We start from the raw sequence: 18,583 nt of genomic DNA on the forward strand, positions 1-18,583 counted from the left end.
TGGCAGTCATTCTTCGGTAAAAGAATTCTTGTCCTACAACAATGATAGGTCGGGCCAAGAAGAATATTTCTCTGTGTTTCATTGCGCTTAAGGTTATTTAAGGATAGAAATTCTGCATAAACATAAAAAACAGGTGTTTTTATCTCATGCGCAAACTTGACCGTACCGATATCGGCATTCTCAACAGCCTTCAGGAGAACGCGCGCATCACCAACGCCGACCTCGCGCGCTCGGTGAACCTGTCGCCGACGCCGTGCTTCAACCGGGTCAAGGCGATGGAAGAATTAGGGCTGATTCGTGAGCAGGTGACCCTGCTGGATGCCGATCTGCTGGGGCTGCATGTGAATGTGTTCATTCACGTCAGTCTGGAGAAACAGGTGGAGGAGGCGTTGCAGCATTTCGAAGAAGCGATCTCGGATCGCCCGGAAGTGATGGAGTGCTATTTGATGGCCGGCGACCCGGACTATCTGATCCGCGTGCTGGTGCCGACTATTCAGTCGCTGGAGCGCTTCATGATGGACTTTCTGACCAAGGTGCCGGGAGTGGCGAACATCCGTTCGAGCTTTGCGCTCAAGCAGGTGCGGTATAAGACGGCGCTGCCGTTGCCGGCGAACGGGTTGACCCTGGCCAACTGAAGAAACCCCGATCGAAGGTCAGAGTTGATTCAGGGGGATCTTCAGGTACGTCACGCCATTGTCTTCCGCCGGCGGCAGATTCCCCGCCCGCACATTCACCTGAATCGCCGGTAACAACAACGTCGGCATGTCCAACCCGGCATCGCGCCGGGTACGCATGGCGACGAACGTGGCCTCATCAATGCCGTCGTGAATATGAATGTTGCTTTGGCGTTGCTCGCCAACCGTGCTCTGGCATTGCGGGGCGCGGCCAGTGGGCGGGTAATCATGGCAGACGTAGAGGCGCACGCTGGCGGGGAAGGCCAACAGTTTCTGGATCGAGGCAAACATCTGGTTGGCGTTGCCGCCGGGGAAGTCGCAGCGCGCGGTGCCGACGTCCGGCATGAACAAGGTATCGCCGACCAGAATCATATCGCCGTCAATCAAATAAGCCATATCCGCCGGGGTATGCCCGGGAACATGCAGGGCGGTGGCCTTGAGGTTGCCAATGCGAAATGACTCGTTAGGCGCGAACAGGTGATCGAACTGTGAACCGTCGACAGGAAATTCCGTTTCCAGATTGAACAGGCTTTTGAACACTGCCTGAACCTTGTTGATCGACTGACCGATCGCAATCTTGCCCCCCAGTTCCCGGCGCAGGTAAGGCGCGGCCGACAGGTGATCGGCATGGGCATGGGTTTCCAGCAGCCATTGCACCTGCAGCTGGTGTTCGCGCACGAAGGCGATGATTTTATCGGCCTGGACAGTCGCGGTGCGCCCGGCGGCGGGGTCGTAATCCAGCACCGGGTCGACAATCGCGCAGTACCCGCCATCGTGCTCATGGATCACGTAGCTGAAGGTCTTTGATGCGGGGTCGAGGAAGGCTTCAATCAAGGCGGGCATGGTGGGCATTTCTTCTTGGATAAGTCTTGAGGTTAGTTTCATTTTCCCTGGGTTGACCAGCCCCGCATCAATTCAATTAATGAAAAAAACTGTGCGGCCTCTATCCTGTTACTCAATCGATACCGGGCGTTCCCGGCTTTTCTGGATCACGAGTGTTCTATGTTGTTGGCAAGTTTTTTTGGCCTGGTCATGGGCCTGGTGCTCGGTTTGACCGGCGCTGGTGGCGGTATTCTTGCGGTGCCGGCCTTGGTGCTGGGATTGGGATTAAGCATGACTCAAGCGGCACCCGTCGCCTTGTTTGCGGTGGGCAGTGCGGCGGCGATCGGTGCGATAGACGGTTTGCGCCATGGCCTGGTGCGCTATCGCGCGGCGTTGTTGATTGCTCTGCTGGGCGCGGTGTTTTCGCCGGTGGGCATCTACTTCGCCCATCAGTTACCGGAAAAAGTTCTGATGATCCTGTTCAGTCTGCTGATGGTCATGGTGGCCTGGCGAATGCTGCGCCGGGAAAAGCACGACGTCGGTCCAAGCGATCACGGGCATGCCAACTGGGGCCAGAAGAACTGCATGCTCGATCAACAGACCGGGCGCTTTTCATGGACTGCCAAATGCACGGCAACCCTGGCGGCACTCGGCGCGGTGACCGGCGTTGTCTCCGGCCTGCTTGGGGTGGGTGGCGGGTTTCTGATTGTCCCGGCGTTCAAGCAACTGACCGATGTGCAGATGCGCGGGATCGTCGCCACGTCGTTGATGGTGATCAGCCTGATCTCGGTGATCGGCGTGATCGGCGCGTTTCATGCCGGGGTGCGGATCGATGGTTTGGGCGTGTCGTTCATTGTCGCCAGCATCGTCGGGATGATCCTCGGTCGAAAACTCTGCGCGCGGGTGCCGGCCCGAGGGCTGCAGATCGGCTTCGCCAGCGTCTGTGTGGTGATCGCCGTTTACATGCTGTTTAGAGCGCTCGCCTAGCGGGCACCGGTTCCTGTGGACGCCAGTCCGGTCCACAGGCTTACACCCTAAGTTCCGGGTCTGGCTAGCGGGCGGTCTTACGCCGAATTTGCCGCGCGCTACCCGCCAATCCAAAGCAGCTGACAACCGCCCCGAAGGCAGCGTATGACGCCGCCGGTCAGCTTTCGATAATCGCCTCCGACATCAAGTCCCCCGTTGCGGAGCGCGTCATGCACAACAATAAGAACTTCAAGCATCGTTTCTTGCCGGCCCTCATCGCCAGCCTGTCGTCCCTTGGCCTGAGCTCAATGGCCGAGGCCGAGATCATGCTGTACGACAAGGACCAGACCACGTTCTCCACGGATGGCTACATCAACGCCTTCTATGTGAACAGCGACGTGGACCGGGCCGGCGAGCAGTACGACCGGCGTCAGGCGCGGGTGAAGATGGGGTTTCTGCCCAACTACCTGGGTTTCAACATGGGCAAGCAGGTCGATGACCTCAAGCTCGGCGCCCGCGCCTCGTTCTGGGTGACCATCAACGACAGCGAAACCAACGGCACCGACACCGCCATCGACGTGCGGCAGTTCTACGGCACGGTGGCCAATCCAGAGTGGGGCGAGGTGTTGATCGGCAAGGACTTCGGCCTGTTTGCCCGCTCCAACATCCTGCTCGACGAATTGCTCGCCGGCTACGGTCAGGTCAGCGATACGTTGGGCCTGGTGGACGGCGGCGGGGTGTCGTTCGGCAACATCGGCAGCGGTTACCCGTACCCGTTCCCGACGTCGCAGATTACCTATCGCACCCCGGTGATGGACGGTTTGCGGGTGGCGGTGGGGATCATGGACCCGGTCGATACCAACGACAGCAGCGCGACGGGCAAGGCGTATCAGGAGAACCCCCGCACCGAGAGCGAGATCACCTATCAGTTCGACGTCGGCGGGGCGAAGATTTACAGCTGGCTCAACGGCAGCTACCAGACTTCGGACAACACCGACTCCAGCGTCGAGTCCGTCACCTCCAAAGGCGTCGGCTACGGTGTGCAGGCGAAGATGGGCGGGCTGTCGCTGACCGGCTCCGGTTTCCAGGCCAAGGGCATCAACCCGTTCTTCACCAACAACGCCGGCGAACCGACCCTGCGCAATGTCGACAGCGACGGTTACCTGTTGCAGGGCTCCTATAAACTCGGCAAAAACCGCCTGGCGCTGTCTTACGGCAAGACCGAGGACGACGGCAACGGCGTGGTCGGCAGCGGCGCCGATTACGAGACCCGCGGCATTGCGCTGTTCCATGACGTCAACGACAACCTGAAGTTGGTGGCCGAGTACAACCAGTTCGAAATCAATGGCCATGACACCAGCGCCCAGAATGAAGACACCGATACATTTGCGGTGGGGGCGGTGTTGACCTGGTAATGCAGATCCCCTGTAGGAGCGAGGCTTGCCCGCGAAAGCGGTGTGTCAGTCGACATGAATGTTGAATGTGACGGCCTCTTCGCGGGCAAGCCTCGCTCCTGCAGGGGAATTCGGTGGTTTGAGGATGCCGTCCGGCTCTCATCCCATCGAACCACCCACCCGCTACCCAAGTAGCATTCGTCACCACCCGCAGGCTTCGTACACTCGAACCTCATACAGGCGCACCGGCGAGGGGCGAGGATGGAGCAGGTTCAGAACGACGGTGTGGTCAGTGCCATGTCCCAGGCCACCGATGCCCAGCAAGCGGCTCAGGATCTGGCGCGACAACTCTTGCACCCGCATTTGGGTTTCGTGCTGTTCTTCTGCTCCGCCGAGTACGACTTGCAGGCGCTGGGGCAGGCGTTGCAACAGAGTTTCGGCGGCATTCGTCTGGTGGGCTGCACCAGCGCCGGGGAAATCACCCCCCAAGGTTATGGCCGCAGCTGCGTGACGGCGGTGGGCTTCGATCATCGGCACTTTTCCATCTCCACCGAACTGATCGACGAGATGGAGCATTTCAGCCTGATCGATGCCCAGCAAATGGTCGAGCGACTGGTCAGTGGCTGTCGCAGCAATACCTTGGCGCCGATCAAGGGCAACAGCTTTGCCCTGACCCTGCTCGATGGCTTGTCCAGCCGTGAAGAAATGGTTCTCGCCGCCTTGAGCGCGGCGTTGGGCGACATTCCGCATTTCGGCGGTTCGGCCGGCGACGACAACTACCTGACCCACACCCATGTGTATTTCGGCGGTGAGTTTCACAGCGGCGCGGCGGTGGTGGTGCTGGTCAATACCTGGCTGGACTTCGAAGTTTTCACCACCCACCACATCCTGCCCAGGGCCGAGAAACTGGTGGTCACCGCGGCCGACAGCGCCTCGCGCCGAGTTTTTGAACTCAACGCCGAACCGGCCGCCGAGGAGTACGCCCGGCACATCGGCGTGGCGGTGGCCGACCTCGATTATCGGATCTTTGCCGCGCACCCGTTGGCGGTGCGGATCAACGATCAGTATTACGTGCGGGCGATCCAGCAGGTTCATCCGGACCTGAGTCTGAGTTTTTACTGTGCGGTGGAAAACGGCATCGTCCTCACCGTCATGACCCCTGGCCCCATGCTACCAAATCTGCAACGCCTGTTCGACGGTTTGCAGGAACGTCTCGGGGAGCTGTTGCTGACCATCGGCTGCGACTGTTTTCTCAGGCGTCTGGAACTGGAAGACGGCGGCAATCTCGAGCAGATCGGCGCGTTTCTGCGGGACCAGCGGGTGATGGGTTTCAACACCTACGGAGAACAGTTCAATGGCATGCACATCAACCAGACCTTCACCGGGGTTGCCATTGCCCGAGGCCGCTCCCCTGGACAGCGCTGACCTTCAGGCGCAGATCGCCAGCCTGCGCCACGAAAACCACAAACTGCAGCGCATCAATGGCGCGCTGATCGAGCGCATCGAATCCGGCATCACCCGGGGCAACGACCCGTATGCGGCGTTCCAGCATTCGGTGGTGCTGGCCGAGCAGGTGCGTGAACGCACCGATGCCCTGAACCAGGCCATGGCCGAACTCAAGGCCGGCAATCATTTGCTCAGCGAGGCACGGCTGCGTGCCGAAACCGCCCATCAACACTTGATCGACGCCATCGAAAGCATTTCCGACGCCTTTGTATTGTTCGATGCCGAGCAGCGGATCGTGCTGTTCAACAGCCGCTTCAAGGCGTTTTGGGGCAACAGTCGAGTGCGGATCACCGCCGGCATGCGCCTGCGCGAGGTCAAACGGTTGATGACCGCTACCGGACTGTTCAGCGAAGAACCTCGCGGCCATGCCGACGAAAACCTGCTCTATCGCCTGCACAATGGGCGCTGGCTGCAAGTCAGCGAACGGCCGACTCAGGAAGGTGGACGGGTGTTCCTGTTCACTGACATTACCGACGTCAAACTCAGTGAAACCCTGCGCCGCGAGCAGGCCGTGGCGCAGAAGTCGCACTTGTTGCAACGAGCGGTCGATAACCTGTCCCAAGGGGTGGCGATGGTCAACGCCGAGGGCATTCTGGAACTGTGGAACCGGCGTTTCCTGGAACTCAGCGGCCTGGCCCCGGTGGCGGCCCATCGGCCGTTCGCCGAAGTAATCGCCGACAGCGAACTGAACCTGCTGACCCCGGCCAGTCGCGATGCAAACGGGCGGCACGTGCAGGAATGCGAGCAGCGCCTCTATGATGGCCGGGTGCTGGAAATCCGCACCCATCCATTGCCCACCGGCGGTTTCGTCAACACCTTCACCGACATCACCGAACGCTATCAGCACGCCGAAGCCCTCAGTGAAAGCGAGCGCTGGATTCGCCTGATCACCGATCATGTGCCGGCGCTGATCGCCTACCTGAATGCCGATCTGGTCTATGAGTTCACTAACAAGGTCTACGAAGAATGGTACTGCTGGCCCCGGGGCGTGATGCTCGGGCAGAGCCTGCGCGAAGTGCATAGCGAACAGCATTATCAGCGCCTGGAAGCCTACGTGGAGCGGGCGCTGGCCGGCGAGAGCGTGACGTTCGAATTTGCCGAAACCAACATCAATAATCAGGAGCGCTACATGCTGCGCTCCTACGTGCCCAATCGCCTGGCCACCGGGGAAGTGGTGGGGATTTTTGTGTTGATCCGCGACATCACTGAGCGCCGCCGCACCGCCGAGGCGCTGCATCAGGCCTATCAGAATCTTGAGTTGCGGGTGCGTGAACGCACCACCGAACTGACCACCCTCAATGACCAATTGCTGCGCGAAATCGATGAGCGCCGTCGCGTGGAGTCACGCTTGCGCGAGGCCAAGCTCGAGGCCGAGCAGGCCAACCTGTCGAAGACCAAATTTCTCGCCGCCGTCAGCCACGACCTGCTGCAACCGCTGAATGCCGCACGTCTGTTTACCAGCGCGTTGCTGGAACGCCGGGAGCCGATGGCCAACGAGATTCTGGTGCGCAACGTCAGCAATTCCCTGGAAGACGTGGAAAACCTGCTGGGCACCCTGGTGGACATTTCCAAACTCGATGCCGGGGTGATCAAAGCCGACATTGCGCCATTTGCTTTGAGCGAATTGCTGGAGAATCTCGCCGCCGAATACACCCAAGTGGCCCGCAGCGAAGGCCTCGAGCTGCATTTCATCCCGTGTTCGGCACTGGTGCGCAGCGACATTCAATTGCTCGCGCGGATCCTGCGTAATCTGCTGAGCAATGCCATTCGCTACACCTACAACGGGCGCGTGGTGCTCGGCTGCCGGCGTCATCACCAGCGGCTGACGATCGAAGTCTGGGACAGCGGCATGGGCATTGCCGAAAACCGTCTGGAGGAGATTTTTCAGGAATTCAAACGCGGTGACGTGCAGCGTCCGGATCAGGATCGCGGCTTGGGGCTGGGTCTGGCGATAGTGGAGAAAATCGCCCGCATTCTTGGCCACCGGATTCACGTGCGTTCGTGGCCGGGCAAAGGCTCGATGTTTTCCGTCGAAGTACCCTTGAGTGCCACGGCGCCGAAGGCATTGCCGAGCCTGCTGATGAGTGAGCCCATGCTCGAGCGCCTGCGCGGTGCACGGGTGTGGGTGCTGGACAATGACGCGGCCATTTGTGCCGGGATGCGCACCTTGCTCGAAGGGTGGGGCTGCCGGGTGGTCACGGCGTTGTCGGAGGAGGACCTGGCGCGGCAAGTGGATAATTATCACGACGAAGCCGACCTGCTGATTGCCGACTATCACCTGGATGACGAGAAGAATGGTGTCGACGCCGTGGCCCGCATCAACGCCCGCCGCGCTTCAGCGATCCCGGCGATGATGATCACCGCCAACTACAGCAACGAACTCAAACAGCAGATCCGCGAACTGGGCCATACCCTGATGCACAAACCGGTGCGGCCGATGAAGCTCAAGACGGCGATGAGTCATTTGCTTGGCCGGCCCTGATCGTTCCCACGCTCTGCGTGGGAATGCCTCAATGGACGCTCTTGGGACTCTTGGAACGCGGAGCGTCCCGGGCTGCATTCCCACGCGGAGCGTGGGAACGATCAAGTCTCAACGCCGCAAATACGACCCGAAATCAATATCCCCGGCACTCAAAATCGCCTGCACCCGATTGTGCACATTGAGTTTGCGCAATATCGCCGAGACGTGGGCCTTGACCGTGGTTTCGGCGATTTCCAGGGTGTAGGCGATCTGTTTGTTCGATTCGCCTTTGGTCATGCGCTCAAGTACCAGCAACTGCTTGCGGGTCAGTGCCTGGAGCAACTCCGGCGGGAAACTCGGGGTGTCATTCATCCGGCGATGAGTGCTGCTTTTTTGCGTGCGGATGATGTCCGGCGGCAGGTACACGTTGCCATTGAGAATCTGCTGGATCGCCTCGGTCATCTGTACCCGAGGCGAGGACTTGGTGATGAACCCCACCGCGCCATAGGTGATGGCTTGCAGCACGATTTGTTTGTCCTGTTCGGCGGAGACGATCACCACCGGAATGGTCGGCGCTTCGTTGCGCAGGTTAATCAGGCCATTGAGGCCATGCATGCCGGGCATGTTCAGGTCGAGCAGGATCAGGTCCAGGTCGTCGTGTTCCTGAGTCAGGGCCAGGGCGCTGTCGAGGTCGGCGGTTTCCATGACCTCACTGCCGGGGAAACCGTCGCTGATGACGTTATGAATGGCTTCGCGAAACAGCGGGTGATCGTCGGCAATCAGAATTTTGTACATGGCCTTTCACCTCATTATTTTTTTGATCCGGGTGTGGCAACAACACGCAAGCACTCACGTCAGGGAAAGGGCTCGGGCCGGGCCGGCGTCACGGGCAGGTTTGCCGCTTGCCATGCATCCAGTCCGTCGCGGTACCAATACAGTGTTTTATAGCCTATGGACGCGGCGCGTTTTACCGCGTTCCAGCTCAACCAGCAATCGGAGCGGCAGTAAAAGACCAACGGTCGAGTCAGATCGCCCGCCGTCAATTGCTGCAGGTGGCGGGCGAAATAATCCTGCCACGGGGGCGTCAGGTCGCCGTCACCGGTATTGGCCAGCCAATGGCTGCCGGGCAGGTTTTCGTGGGCCTCGTTTTCGATGAAACGGCCTTGCAGCCATTGCCGACGGTAGACATCGATCAGTAGCGGCTGCGGCGTGTGCTTGAGCAAGTTTTGCAGGGCCGGCGTGTCGATGATACTTGCCCCCTGGAGCTGAGTCGGGGTCGGGCTGCGGTACAGACCGATGCGATAACCTTCGGCGGAGAACAGCGCTGTTTCGGCATGCGCGGCGCCCAGCAACAGGCTTAGCGACAGCGCTGCGAGAGAAGGGCACAGCAGATCACGTCGTGCACGCGGCATGGGGTTCAGTCCTTATAGTTATGAACCCATTACATGCCAGTAGCGGTGCGTTGTGAATGCGACAATAGACAGGTAAACCAGTACTAAAGTAGTAATTTGCCCTGTTGATCGTTCCCACGCTCTGCGTGGGAACGATCCGGAGTAGTCAGCCGGTTTTGCGCAAAGCGGCATGCTGCGGGTTAAAGGTGAGCACGGCGAGCAGGGCGAACACCAGTGTCAGCCCCACGCACACCGTCAGCGCCAACGGATTGAAGCGTTCATACAGCGCAAACCGCACCAGTTCCACCGCATGGCTGAACGGGCTCAAGGCGCACAGCCAATACAACCACTCGCTGGACTCGCGCATTTTCCACAGCGGATACAGCGCCGACGACAGGAAAAACAGCGGGAAGATCACGAAGTTCATCACCCCGGCAAAGTTCTCCAACTGACGAATCGCGTTGGATAGCAACAGCCCCAGCGCGCTGAGCATCAACGCCACCAGCAACAACGCCGGCAAGGCCAGCAATAAACCCATGGCCGGCGGTTGCACGCCGTACAGCCAGGCAATCGCCAGAAAGGCATACACCTGCAACAGCGAAATCAGCGAGGTCGCCAGCAATTTGCTGCACAGCAGGAAGGTCCGGGGCAGGGGGCTGGTCAACAGCACGCGCATGCTGCCCATCTCCCGGTCGTAGACCATCGACAGCGAACCTTGCATGCCGTTGAACAACAGGATCATGCAGGCCAGGCCCGGGATGATGTAAACCTCATAGGGAATATAGGTGTCGTAGGGCTCGATGATCGCGATGCCGAGTGCCGCGCGAAAACCGGCAGCGAACACCAGCAGCCACAGCAATGGCCGCACCAGTGCGCTGAGAAATCGCGTGCGCTGCAACACAAAGCGTAGCCATTCGCGCAGTACGATACCGCTGAAACATTGCCAGTAAGCGTTCATTGGACGACTGCCCCTGAAGATACCGAGGTGGTCAGGCGAGCGAAGGCCGAACCGAGGTCACCGCCATGTTCCAGGCTCAACGCGTCTGCCTGTCCGCTGGCCACCAAACGGCCTTGATGCAGGATCAGCAAGTCGTCGCTGGGCTGTACTTCATCCAGCAAATGAGTGGTCCAGAGCACGCTGATGGTGTGCTCGCGGCACAGGCTGCGGATGTGTTGGTTGAGCGCCAGGCGACTGGCCGGATCGAGGCCGACGCTCGCCTCGTCGAGCAGCAACAGGCTTGGCTCGTGCAGCAACGCGCGGGCGATTTCCACCCGGCGGCGATGGCCGCCATTGAGTTCGCGCACCCGCTCGCGACGGCGCTCGGTCAGCGCCTGACGCGCCAGTTCGGCGTCGACCCGAAGGCCAGTCTGGCGTCGGGACAAACCATGCAGCGCAGCGTGGTAACGCAGATTCTGCTCGACGCTGAGGTCCAGATCCAGGGTGCTTTGCTGGAACACCACCCCCAATTGCTTCAACGCCGGGCGTGCCGCGTTGCGCAACGAACAGCCACCGACCCGAATATCACCGCGCTGCACATCGTAAAGGCGAGTGAGCAGGGAGATCAGGGTCGACTTGCCCGCGCCGTTCGGTCCCAGCAGCGCGGCAAAACGCCCGGGTACCAGGCTGAAACTCACCTGACGCAAGGCCTCGCGCTGGCCGTAAGCGAAACTCAGGTCACTGACTTCAAGGGCGTTCATGGCGTCACCACCACGCCCCATGGATAGCGCCCGACCTTCACCGACTTGGTGACCTTGAGGCTGTCGACATCGATCACCGACACATCGCCACTGACGCCATTGGTAGCCAGTAATTGCCGTTGGTCCGGGGTAAACGACATCTGCCAGACTCGTCGGCCCACCAGCAGGTAATCGAGAATATCGAAGGTCTTGGCGTCGATCACCGCCACATGGTTGGCCGGGCCGAGGGCGACGAAACCGTACTTGCCGTCGGCGCTGAGTTTGATCCCCACCGGTTGGACTTTGTCCGGGTGCACGCCTTTGATCTGGAAGGTCAGGGTCTTGAGGACTTTGCGGCTGGTGACGTCGAGAATCGTCACCGTGCCACCGATTTCCGCCGAGGCCCAGAGCTGCGAGCCATCGGGATTGAATTCGACGAAACGCGGCCGCTGATCGACCAGGGTGTTGTCGGCCAGGGTCTGGGTACTGGTGTCGATCCAGTGCAGCATGTTGGTGGTTTCACTGGTGTTCACCGCCCACTTGCCGTCGGGGCTGACGGCCATGCCTTCAGGCTCGACGCCAACGCTGATCTGCCCGAGCACCTTGGAGGTTTCGGTGTCGATCACCGTCACCAGCGCATCGTCCTCGTTGGAGACGTACAACCAGCGATTGTTGGGGTGCAGGGCGAATTGCTCGGGGTCTTTGCCCGAGGGCAGTTCCTTGATGATCTTGCGGGTGGCGACGTCCATCACCTGGACCCGGTCCGAATCGCTGGCGCAGATGTACAGCAGCTTATTGTCGTGGGACAGCAACAGGCCACGCGGTCGCTGGCCGACGGGCAGGGTCTCGGTGACTTGCAGGGTCTGCATGTCGATCAGGCTCAGGCTGTTGTCCTTTTCGTTGGAAACCCAGGCGGTGCTGGCCGCCGCATGCCCGGCGGCGAGCAGTAGAGCGCATGAAAGCAGGGTGCGGCGCATGGCAGATTCCTTCTTGTTGTGGTTGTAGGACTTTCAGAGAAAGCGGCAGCTGACCTCGGCTTTGTCGTAACCCAGGCTGTCCATTTCATTGACGGGGTGCAGGAAACCGTCTTGCGGCGAAGTGCTGACCAGTGCCCGGGGTTGCACGATGGGGATCGGCTGGCGCAACTGACCGTTCCACGGCCGATAACTGAGCTTGCGACCCTTGAAGCCGTCCAGTGGCAATTGATCGCTGATTTCCAACTGACGAATCGCCATGGCATCGGCCTGACGCAGTTTTCCCACCGCACTGGCGATGCTGCGTACGGCCATCCAGGCGGCGAAATCCCGGTCGTTCATCCAGCGCCCGGCCAGGGCTTCAAAGCGTTTCTGCAACTGCGCGGCGCCGTAGGTTTCCACGGTCTTGTGCCAGCCCACGGGCGTCAGGCCCTGAGTGCCGGCAACCGGCCGTGGATACCAGGTCTGGTAGGGCACGTACTCGCCGAAGTCGCCGCGTTCATCGGCCACCAGCACCACGTCGTACTCGGCGGTCTGGGTGAACAGCGGCATGTCGGCCTGGGCGCTGCGGCGCTGGTCGTTATCGAAACTCCAGGCTTTTTCTGCCACCAGTTGCAAGCCGAAGCGTTTGGCCGCCCGACGCAGGGCGGCGGCATAGGCTTGATCGTCCGCGGTCGGGCCGACGATCAGCAGCGCCCGTTGCCATTTGCGCAGCACCAGAAATTGCGCCAACGCATCGGCCAGCATCGCGCGGCTTGGCAGACTGTGCAGCACGTTTGGCAAGCAGTCGGTGCTGCGCAGGCTGTCATCCGGGCTGCCGGCATTGAATAGCAGGCTGTCGGGTAGCACGGCGCTGAGCCGGCGCAGGGTCTGCGCTGGTGCATTCACCACAAACAGGCGCAGGCCTTGTTCGTGTTGGTGTTTGGCCGCTTCGATCAGCGCCTCCGGATTGTCGACGTTGGCGCTGACCAGGCTGTAACTGTGATTGAGAAAGCGCCCGGTACTGTTGCTGTCGGTGATCGCCAGTTCGGCGCCACGCAGGCCGGCATCGGTCGGTTCGGGAATGACGTTCGACAGCAACGGCCCGGGGTCAGGGCGATAACCGAGGTAGCCGATCTGCACCTGCAACGGCGCGTTCGCCGCCTGAACCTGGGTCGCCACCCCGGCGGCGCAGGCAATCGCCAGCAAGTAGATCAAGGCATAAGGGGCGAGCTGGCGCATAAAGGCACTCCATCACAGGTAGGGTCAGCATAGGAACCCTGGACGGGCGGGGAAATATGCAGAAAGTCCCGATGGGCCAGTACCAAGGTAGTAACTCACCCCGGACGGCGCGGTTTTAGCATGGGCAACAACGGCCATCACTCAAGGGGGGAGATTGACCATGCGAATTCTCAAAGCACTGCTCCTGCCGTTTTTGCTGATCCTGACCCTGATCGGCGTCGACAAGCTTCACGGCACGCGGCCCGTATTGGTTGGGCCTGCACCACAAGCCCTACTACCAAGGGAGTAGGCCGCGGCCACCAAAGCAGCATGGGGTTGGCGCAAAGCCGTTCCTAAGATGGGTGCCATAGCCTCTTCAAAGAGGTTTTGCGTGCAATCTTGAGGGCAGAACAATGACAACAAAACGCAACGCCTTGCTCGTTGCCGGACTGCTGGCCGGTTTTATCAGCGCAGGTTCCGTCTGGGCCCACGGCAACGTGGTACCCCAAGCCGTCGAAACCCAGGGACTGACCCCGATCAAGGATGCCGGTGTGCAGGTCGATGCCGATGGTTGGGCGGCGGCGAACCCTTATCGTTCCTCCCCGGATCGTGATAAAGCCGTGCAAATCGGCTCTTCGGCCTACAACCAGAACTGCGCGGCCTGTCATGGCCTGGAAGCCAAGTCTGGCGGCATCGCTCCTGACTTGCGCATGCTCGACGCCGACGAGGCCGGTGATGAGTGGTTCGTCGAACGCGTGCGCCATGGCGCCGTGCGTGACGGCCGGGTGTACATGCCGAAAATGGCCGACTACCTGAGTCAGGAAGCCTTGTGGGCGGTACGCACCTATCTGGACAGCGTGCGCGTCGAGGAGTGACCCATGCGTTTGCTCGCGGTGTTGATCAGCGCTGTGTGGCTGTGTTGCCAGACAGCGCAGGCGCAGGTCCGTACCTATGACGAAATGATCGCCGCCGCCGAGCTGAAAGTCGCGGTGTACAAGGACTTCGCGCCCTACAGCTTTGAAGACGCTGGCGAGGCTCGCGGGGTCGATGTCGAACTCGCCCAGGCTTTGGCCAAGGCCATGGGGGTGCGTCTGAAACTGATTTGGGCACCCGCCGGGGAAAAGCTCGACGACGACTTGCGCGATTACATCTGGCGGGCCAGTCAGTTGCACAATCAGCAACTGGCCGACCTGATGATGCGCGTGCCGTACGATCGCGATTACTCACAGAAACGCAATGAACTGGGTGAGCTGGAAAACGGCCATGTGGTGATGTTCGGGCCGTACCAGAGCGAACAATGGCAAGTGGCTTATGACCGTCGTCGACTGGACTCAGTGGCCAGCGTCGCGGTGTTTCAGCAACACCCGATTGGCGTTGAAGTCGACAGCGTGCCGTCGTTTTACCTGACCTCGGTGTTCAACGGCATGCTTGCCGCCAAGACCCATCATTACCCGAGCGTGCCCCTGGCGTTTGCTGCCATGAAGGCCGGTGAAGTCGACGCGGTGATGGCCATGCGCGGCGAGATCGACTGGCAAGTCCATCAGGCCGCCGACCCGCAAGTGGCGCTGGCGGAAAACGCCTATCCGAACATGGGCAAGCAGCTTTGGGAGATCGGCATGGCGGTGCATGAAAGCAATCGTCAATTGGCGTATGCCGTGGAGGAGGCACTGGAAGCGTTGATTCGCGAGGGCTCGGTGAAAGCCATTTATGCCCGTTACGGCCTGCGGTATGACGTGCCCGAGATGTATCAATAGTGAACTGGCGCGCGAGTTGTCTGTTGGCCTGCTGGCTGCCCTTGGCCGCGAACGCGGTTGAGGTCGATCCGGTGCCGTCGGTGATGTGGGGGTTCTATCACAAGCAGATGTTGGGCGATGCACCGTTCGTGTTCGACGAGCGGGTCAAGTTGCTCGCTCCGCCGTTTGCCGAAGACGCCCGACAAGTGCCGCTGGAAATTGACGCCCGGGCGTTCAAGGGCGAGGTGGTGCGAATCCTCGCCTGGGCCGAACTCAATCCGCTGCCGAAAATCGTCGACTTCGAACCCTTGACCGGTGTGCTGCCGTGGCTGTCGATCCGCATCCGCGTTGAACAGGCCACGCCATTACGTGCGGCGGTACTGACCCGCGATGGGCTGTGGCATGTCGGCTCGACCCTGATCGACGCGGCAGGCGGCGGTTGCACGGCGCCGAGTGTGGTGCGCACCCAGCCGGGTTGGGAGGAACACATCGGCGAGGTGCTAGGTGGCCGTTATCCCCGTGGTGAATTCAGTCGCGTACGTTTGCAGGTGGCGCATCCGATGGACAACGGCATGGTCAGCGGCATCCCGGAATTTTTCATCAACCAGGCAGAGCTGCACGATCAAAACGATCAGCTGCTGGCGCGTCTGGAGTTGTTCCCGGCGGTCAGCGAAAACCCCAATTTGGCCTTCGATATCGAAGGAGCAGGGCAGACGCGTCTGGTGCTGCGCGACAACAGCGGCAATCAATTCGATGCGGCCATACCCTGACCCAAGGAGCGTGTGATGCGCTGGATGCTGCTGTTGTTCATCACTCTGAGCCTGCCGGCCCTGGCCGATCCCGATTACGCACTCAAGCCCCGACAGATCGCCGAAGACACCTGGCTGCTGGAAGGCAGCACCGATAATTTCGCCAAGAGCAACGGTGGCAACATCGTCAACACCGCATTCATCGTCACCGAGAAAGGCGTGGTGGTGATCGACACCGGGCCGTCGAAGCGCTATGGCGAAGCGCTGCGCAAAGCAATTGCGACGACCACCGATAAACCGGTGATCCAGGTGCTGCTGACCCATCACCATCCTGATCATGTGCTGGGCAATCAGGCTTTCACCGACGTGCCGATCGGAGCCTTTGCCGGTACCACTGAACTGTTGCGGCAACAGGGTGAGGCCATGGCCGAGAACATGTATCGGCTGGTGGGTGACTGGATGCGCGGCACCGAAGTGGTGTTGCCGACGCAGACGCTGACGCCCGGCGTGCAAAGTTTTGGGAACCACGATTTGCGCCTGCTGAGTCTGGGTGGGCACACCGGCGCGGATCTGACTATTCTCGACCAGAAAACCGGCGTGCTGTTTGCCGGGGACCTGGTGTTTTATCAACGCGCCCTGACCACCCCCAACAGTCCGGGGTTGTCAGTATGGCTTGCGGACATCGCGGCTTTACAAGATTTACCGTGGACGATGATCGTCCCCGGCCATGGGCCAGTGGCCACGGATACAAAACCGTTCGAGCAGATGCGCGATTACCTGACCTGGCTGGACCAGCTGATGCGCGATGGCGCCGCTCATGGCAGCGACATGGCCGAGATGATCCGCAGCCCCATCCCCGAACGTTTCGCGGGGATCAGCCTGAGCCGTTATGAGCTGATTCGCAGCGTCAGCCATTTGTACCCGCGTTACGAACGGGGGCAGATGAGGCGGGTGGATTCCGGTTCACTCAACTGACTGATCGTTCCCACGCTCCGCGTGGGAATGCAGCCCGGGACGCTCCGCGTCCCTTGCAGAGCCGAACGCGGAGCGTCCGTTGAGGCATTCCTTTGCTGCGCGTGGGAACGATCAATCCGCGACCCATTCCCTCCGACCCGGTACTAAGGAACTAGCAATCTCCGCATTGCGGGCAATTGTTGCAAGGGCGGCGGCGCCCAAGAATCTGCACTAGACCGGGAAAATTTCCCGGGTATAACAAAAACCGCAGAGGCAGCCGTCATGACCCAACCCGCACGTCGCCAACCCTTCGTTTTGAGCATGCTGCTCAGTGCCATGCTGTTATCTGGCCAGGCATTGGCCGCAGTCTCCGATCAAGACATCCTCCAGGACCCGAAGAACCCGGAGCAGGTCGTCACCAATGGCCTGGGCGTCCAGGGTCAGCGCTACAGCCCGCTGGACACCCTCAATGTCGACAACGTGAAGGATCTGCGACCGGTCTGGGCCTTTTCGTTCGGCGGGGAAAAACAGCGCGGTCAGCAGGCGCAGCCGATGATCAAGGACGGCGTGATGTACATGACCGGCTCCTACTCGCGCGTATTCGCGGTGGATGCGCGCACCGGCAGGAAGCTCTGGCAATACGATGCGCGCCTGCCCGATGACATCCGCCCGTGCTGCGATGTGATCAACCGTGGTGTTGCTCTGTACGGCGATCTGGTGATTTTCGGCACCCTCGACGCCAAGCTTGTGGCCCTGAACAAGGACACCGGCAAAGTGGTGTGGAGCAAGAAAGTCGCCGACCACAAGGAAGGCTATTCCATCAGCGCCGCGCCGTTGGTTATTAACGGCAAATTGATCACCGGTGTGGCTGGCGGTGAGTTCGGGGTAGTGGGCAAGATCGAAGCCTACGACCCGAAAAATGGCAGCCTGCTGTGGAGCCGGCCGACCGTCGAAGGCCACATGGGCTATGTCTACAAGGACGGCAAAGCGGTAGAAAACGGCATTTCCGGCGGCGAAGCGGGTAAGACCTGGCCGGGCGATCTGTGGAAAACCGGCGGCGCGGCGCCTTGGCTGGGTGGCTACTACGACCCGGAAACCAATCTGCTGCTATTCGGCACCGGCAACCCGGCACCGTGGAACTCGCACCTGCGTCCTGGCGACAACCTTTATTCGTCGTCGCGTCTGGCGCTGAACCCGGATGACGGCACCATCAAATGGCACTTCCAGAGCACACCGCACGACGGTTGGGACTATGACGGCGTGAACGAACTGGTGTCGTTCAACTACAACGAAGGCGGCAAAGAAATCAAAGCGGCGGCCACCGCGGACCGTAACGGTTTCTTCTACGTGCTTGATCGTACCAACGGCAAATTCATCCGTGGCTTCCCGTTCGTGGACAAAATCACCTGGGCCAGCGGCCTGGATAAAAACGGTCGGCCGATCTACAACGACGCCAGCCGTCCGGGTGCGCCGGGCTCCGAGGCCAAAGGCAGCTCGGTGTTCGTCGCGCCAGCCTTCCTCGGGGCGAAAAACTGGATGCCGATGGCCTACAACCGCGACACCGGCCTGTTCTATGTGCCGTCCAACGAATGGGGCATGGACATCTGGAACGAAGGCATCGCCTACAAGAAAGGCGCGGCGTTCCTCGGTGCCGGTTTCACCATCAAACCGTTGAACGAAGACTATATCGGCGTGCTGCGCGCCATCGACCCGAAAACCGGCAAGGAAGTCTGGCGCCACAAGAACTTCGCGCCGCTGTGGGGCGGCGTGCTGACCACCAAGGGCAACCTGGTGTTCACCGGTACGCCGGAAGGTTTCCTGCAAGCGTTCAATGCCAAGACCGGCGAGAAAGTCTGGGAGTTCCAGACTGGTTCCGGCGTGCTGGGTTCACCCATCACTTGGGAAATGGACGGCGAACAATACGTCTCGGTGCTCTCTGGCTGGGGCGGCGCGGTACCGCTGTGGGGCGGCGAAGTGGCCAAGCGCGTCAAGGACTTCAACCAGGGCGGCATGCTCTGGACGTTCAAGTTGCCTAAAGATCTGGTAGCCAAACACTGATCGCTGCACTGATCGTTCCCACGC

Annotated in this window: 18 protein-coding genes; 11 read left to right on the forward strand and 7 right to left on the reverse strand. The window is 60.5% G+C overall.

Annotated features, from left to right (window positions below; translation table 11 throughout):
• Window positions 1–146: 146 nt before the first annotated feature.
• Entirely contained in the window at window positions 147–635 is a 489-nt protein-coding gene (bkdR, locus tag CKW20_RS23595) for a Bkd operon transcriptional regulator BkdR (RefSeq protein WP_017339472.1), read from the forward strand.
• An 18-nt stretch (window positions 636–653) separates the two neighbouring features.
• Here bkdR and CKW20_RS23600 read toward each other — a convergent pair whose 3' ends face one another.
• A complete protein-coding gene (locus tag CKW20_RS23600; RefSeq protein ID WP_095055088.1) occupies window positions 654–1,517 on the reverse strand; it encodes an MBL fold metallo-hydrolase in 864 nt (287 codons plus the stop codon).
• A gap of 159 nt (window positions 1,518–1,676) precedes the next feature.
• Between CKW20_RS23600 and CKW20_RS23605 the strand changes: the two genes are divergently transcribed.
• The 4 genes from CKW20_RS23605 (at window position 1,677) to nahK (ending at window position 7,844) form a co-directional block, all read left to right on the forward strand.
• Complete coding sequence (locus CKW20_RS23605; RefSeq protein WP_095055048.1) at window positions 1,677–2,483, forward strand: sulfite exporter TauE/SafE family protein; 807 nt, start codon at window positions 1,677–1,679, stop codon at window positions 2,481–2,483.
• A gap of 209 nt (window positions 2,484–2,692) precedes the next feature.
• Window positions 2,693–3,877 (forward strand): porin, encoded by a 1,185-nt coding sequence (locus CKW20_RS23610; RefSeq protein WP_095055049.1) that lies wholly within the window; start codon window positions 2,693–2,695, stop codon window positions 3,875–3,877.
• 240 nt (window positions 3,878–4,117) lie between these two features.
• Window positions 4,118–5,281 (forward strand): nitric oxide-sensing protein NosP, encoded by a 1,164-nt coding sequence (gene nosP / locus CKW20_RS23615; protein ID WP_095055050.1) that lies wholly within the window; start codon window positions 4,118–4,120, stop codon window positions 5,279–5,281.
• Window positions 5,211–7,844: a hybrid sensor histidine kinase/response regulator NahK/ErcS' gene (gene nahK / locus CKW20_RS23620; RefSeq protein ID WP_371857448.1), complete on the forward strand. Its 2,634-nt coding sequence runs from the start codon at window positions 5,211–5,213 to the stop codon at window positions 7,842–7,844. Before nosP ends, nahK begins: the two co-directional genes overlap by 71 nt.
• Before the next feature lie 108 nt (window positions 7,845–7,952).
• Here the strand turns inward: nahK and CKW20_RS23625 are convergent, their stop codons facing one another.
• From CKW20_RS23625 to CKW20_RS23650, 6 genes are all read right to left on the reverse strand, one after another.
• The gene (locus CKW20_RS23625) at window positions 7,953–8,618 is read right to left on the reverse strand and encodes a response regulator transcription factor (RefSeq protein WP_095055052.1); all 666 of its coding nucleotides are present in this window, start codon (window positions 8,616–8,618) and stop codon (window positions 7,953–7,955) included.
• Between the two features lie 59 nt (window positions 8,619–8,677).
• Window positions 8,678–9,235 (reverse strand): PQQ-dependent catabolism-associated CXXCW motif protein, encoded by a 558-nt coding sequence (locus tag CKW20_RS23630; RefSeq protein WP_095055053.1) that lies wholly within the window; start codon window positions 9,233–9,235, stop codon window positions 8,678–8,680.
• 145 nt (window positions 9,236–9,380) lie between these two features.
• Window positions 9,381–10,172, reverse strand: a complete 792-nt coding sequence (locus CKW20_RS23635; RefSeq protein ID WP_095055054.1) for an ABC transporter permease — start codon at window positions 10,170–10,172, stop codon at window positions 9,381–9,383.
• Window positions 10,169–10,912 carry an ABC transporter ATP-binding protein gene (locus tag CKW20_RS23640; RefSeq protein WP_095055089.1) on the reverse strand — a complete coding sequence of 248 codons (744 nt, stop codon included), beginning with the start codon at window positions 10,910–10,912 and terminating at the stop codon, window positions 10,169–10,171. Before CKW20_RS23640 ends, CKW20_RS23635 begins: the two co-directional genes overlap by 4 nt.
• A complete protein-coding gene (locus CKW20_RS23645; RefSeq protein ID WP_095055055.1) occupies window positions 10,909–11,868 on the reverse strand; it encodes a YVTN family beta-propeller repeat protein in 960 nt (319 codons plus the stop codon). The genes CKW20_RS23640 and CKW20_RS23645 overlap by 4 nt, the downstream gene beginning before the upstream one ends.
• A 33-nt stretch (window positions 11,869–11,901) precedes the next feature.
• Window positions 11,902–13,086: an ABC transporter substrate-binding protein gene (locus CKW20_RS23650; RefSeq protein ID WP_095055056.1), complete on the reverse strand. Its 1,185-nt coding sequence runs from the start codon at window positions 13,084–13,086 to the stop codon at window positions 11,902–11,904.
• A 160-nt stretch (window positions 13,087–13,246) separates the two neighbouring features.
• On the opposite strand from CKW20_RS23650, the gene CKW20_RS30005 reads away from it, so the two are divergent.
• The 6 genes from CKW20_RS30005 to CKW20_RS23675 all read left to right on the forward strand — a co-directional run bounded on the left by CKW20_RS30005 (window position 13,247) and on the right by CKW20_RS23675 (window position 18,559).
• The gene (locus tag CKW20_RS30005) at window positions 13,247–13,375 is read left to right on the forward strand and encodes a hypothetical protein (RefSeq protein ID WP_256585116.1); all 129 of its coding nucleotides are present in this window, start codon (window positions 13,247–13,249) and stop codon (window positions 13,373–13,375) included.
• 103 nt (window positions 13,376–13,478) lie between these two features.
• Window positions 13,479–13,940, forward strand: coding sequence for a cytochrome c-550 PedF (pedF, locus tag CKW20_RS23655; RefSeq protein WP_095055057.1), 462 nt, complete (start codon window positions 13,479–13,481; stop codon window positions 13,938–13,940).
• Between the two features lie 3 nt (window positions 13,941–13,943).
• Entirely contained in the window at window positions 13,944–14,819 is an 876-nt protein-coding gene (locus tag CKW20_RS23660) for an ABC transporter substrate-binding protein (protein ID WP_095055058.1), read from the forward strand.
• The gene (locus CKW20_RS23665; protein ID WP_095055059.1) at window positions 14,819–15,568 is read left to right on the forward strand and encodes a quinoprotein dehydrogenase-associated SoxYZ-like carrier; all 750 of its coding nucleotides are present in this window, start codon (window positions 14,819–14,821) and stop codon (window positions 15,566–15,568) included. Before CKW20_RS23660 ends, CKW20_RS23665 begins: the two co-directional genes overlap by 1 nt.
• Before the next feature lie 15 nt (window positions 15,569–15,583).
• Entirely contained in the window at window positions 15,584–16,522 is a 939-nt protein-coding gene (locus tag CKW20_RS23670; protein ID WP_095055060.1) for a quinoprotein relay system zinc metallohydrolase 1, read from the forward strand.
• A 261-nt stretch (window positions 16,523–16,783) separates the two neighbouring features.
• Window positions 16,784–18,559, forward strand: coding sequence for a PQQ-dependent methanol/ethanol family dehydrogenase (locus CKW20_RS23675; protein WP_038984181.1), 1,776 nt, complete (start codon window positions 16,784–16,786; stop codon window positions 18,557–18,559).
• Window positions 18,560–18,583 lie beyond the last annotated feature (24 nt).

It is taken from the genome of Pseudomonas sp. Irchel s3b2 (assembly GCF_900187445.1).
Classification (GTDB): domain Bacteria; phylum Pseudomonadota; class Gammaproteobacteria; order Pseudomonadales; family Pseudomonadaceae; genus Aquipseudomonas.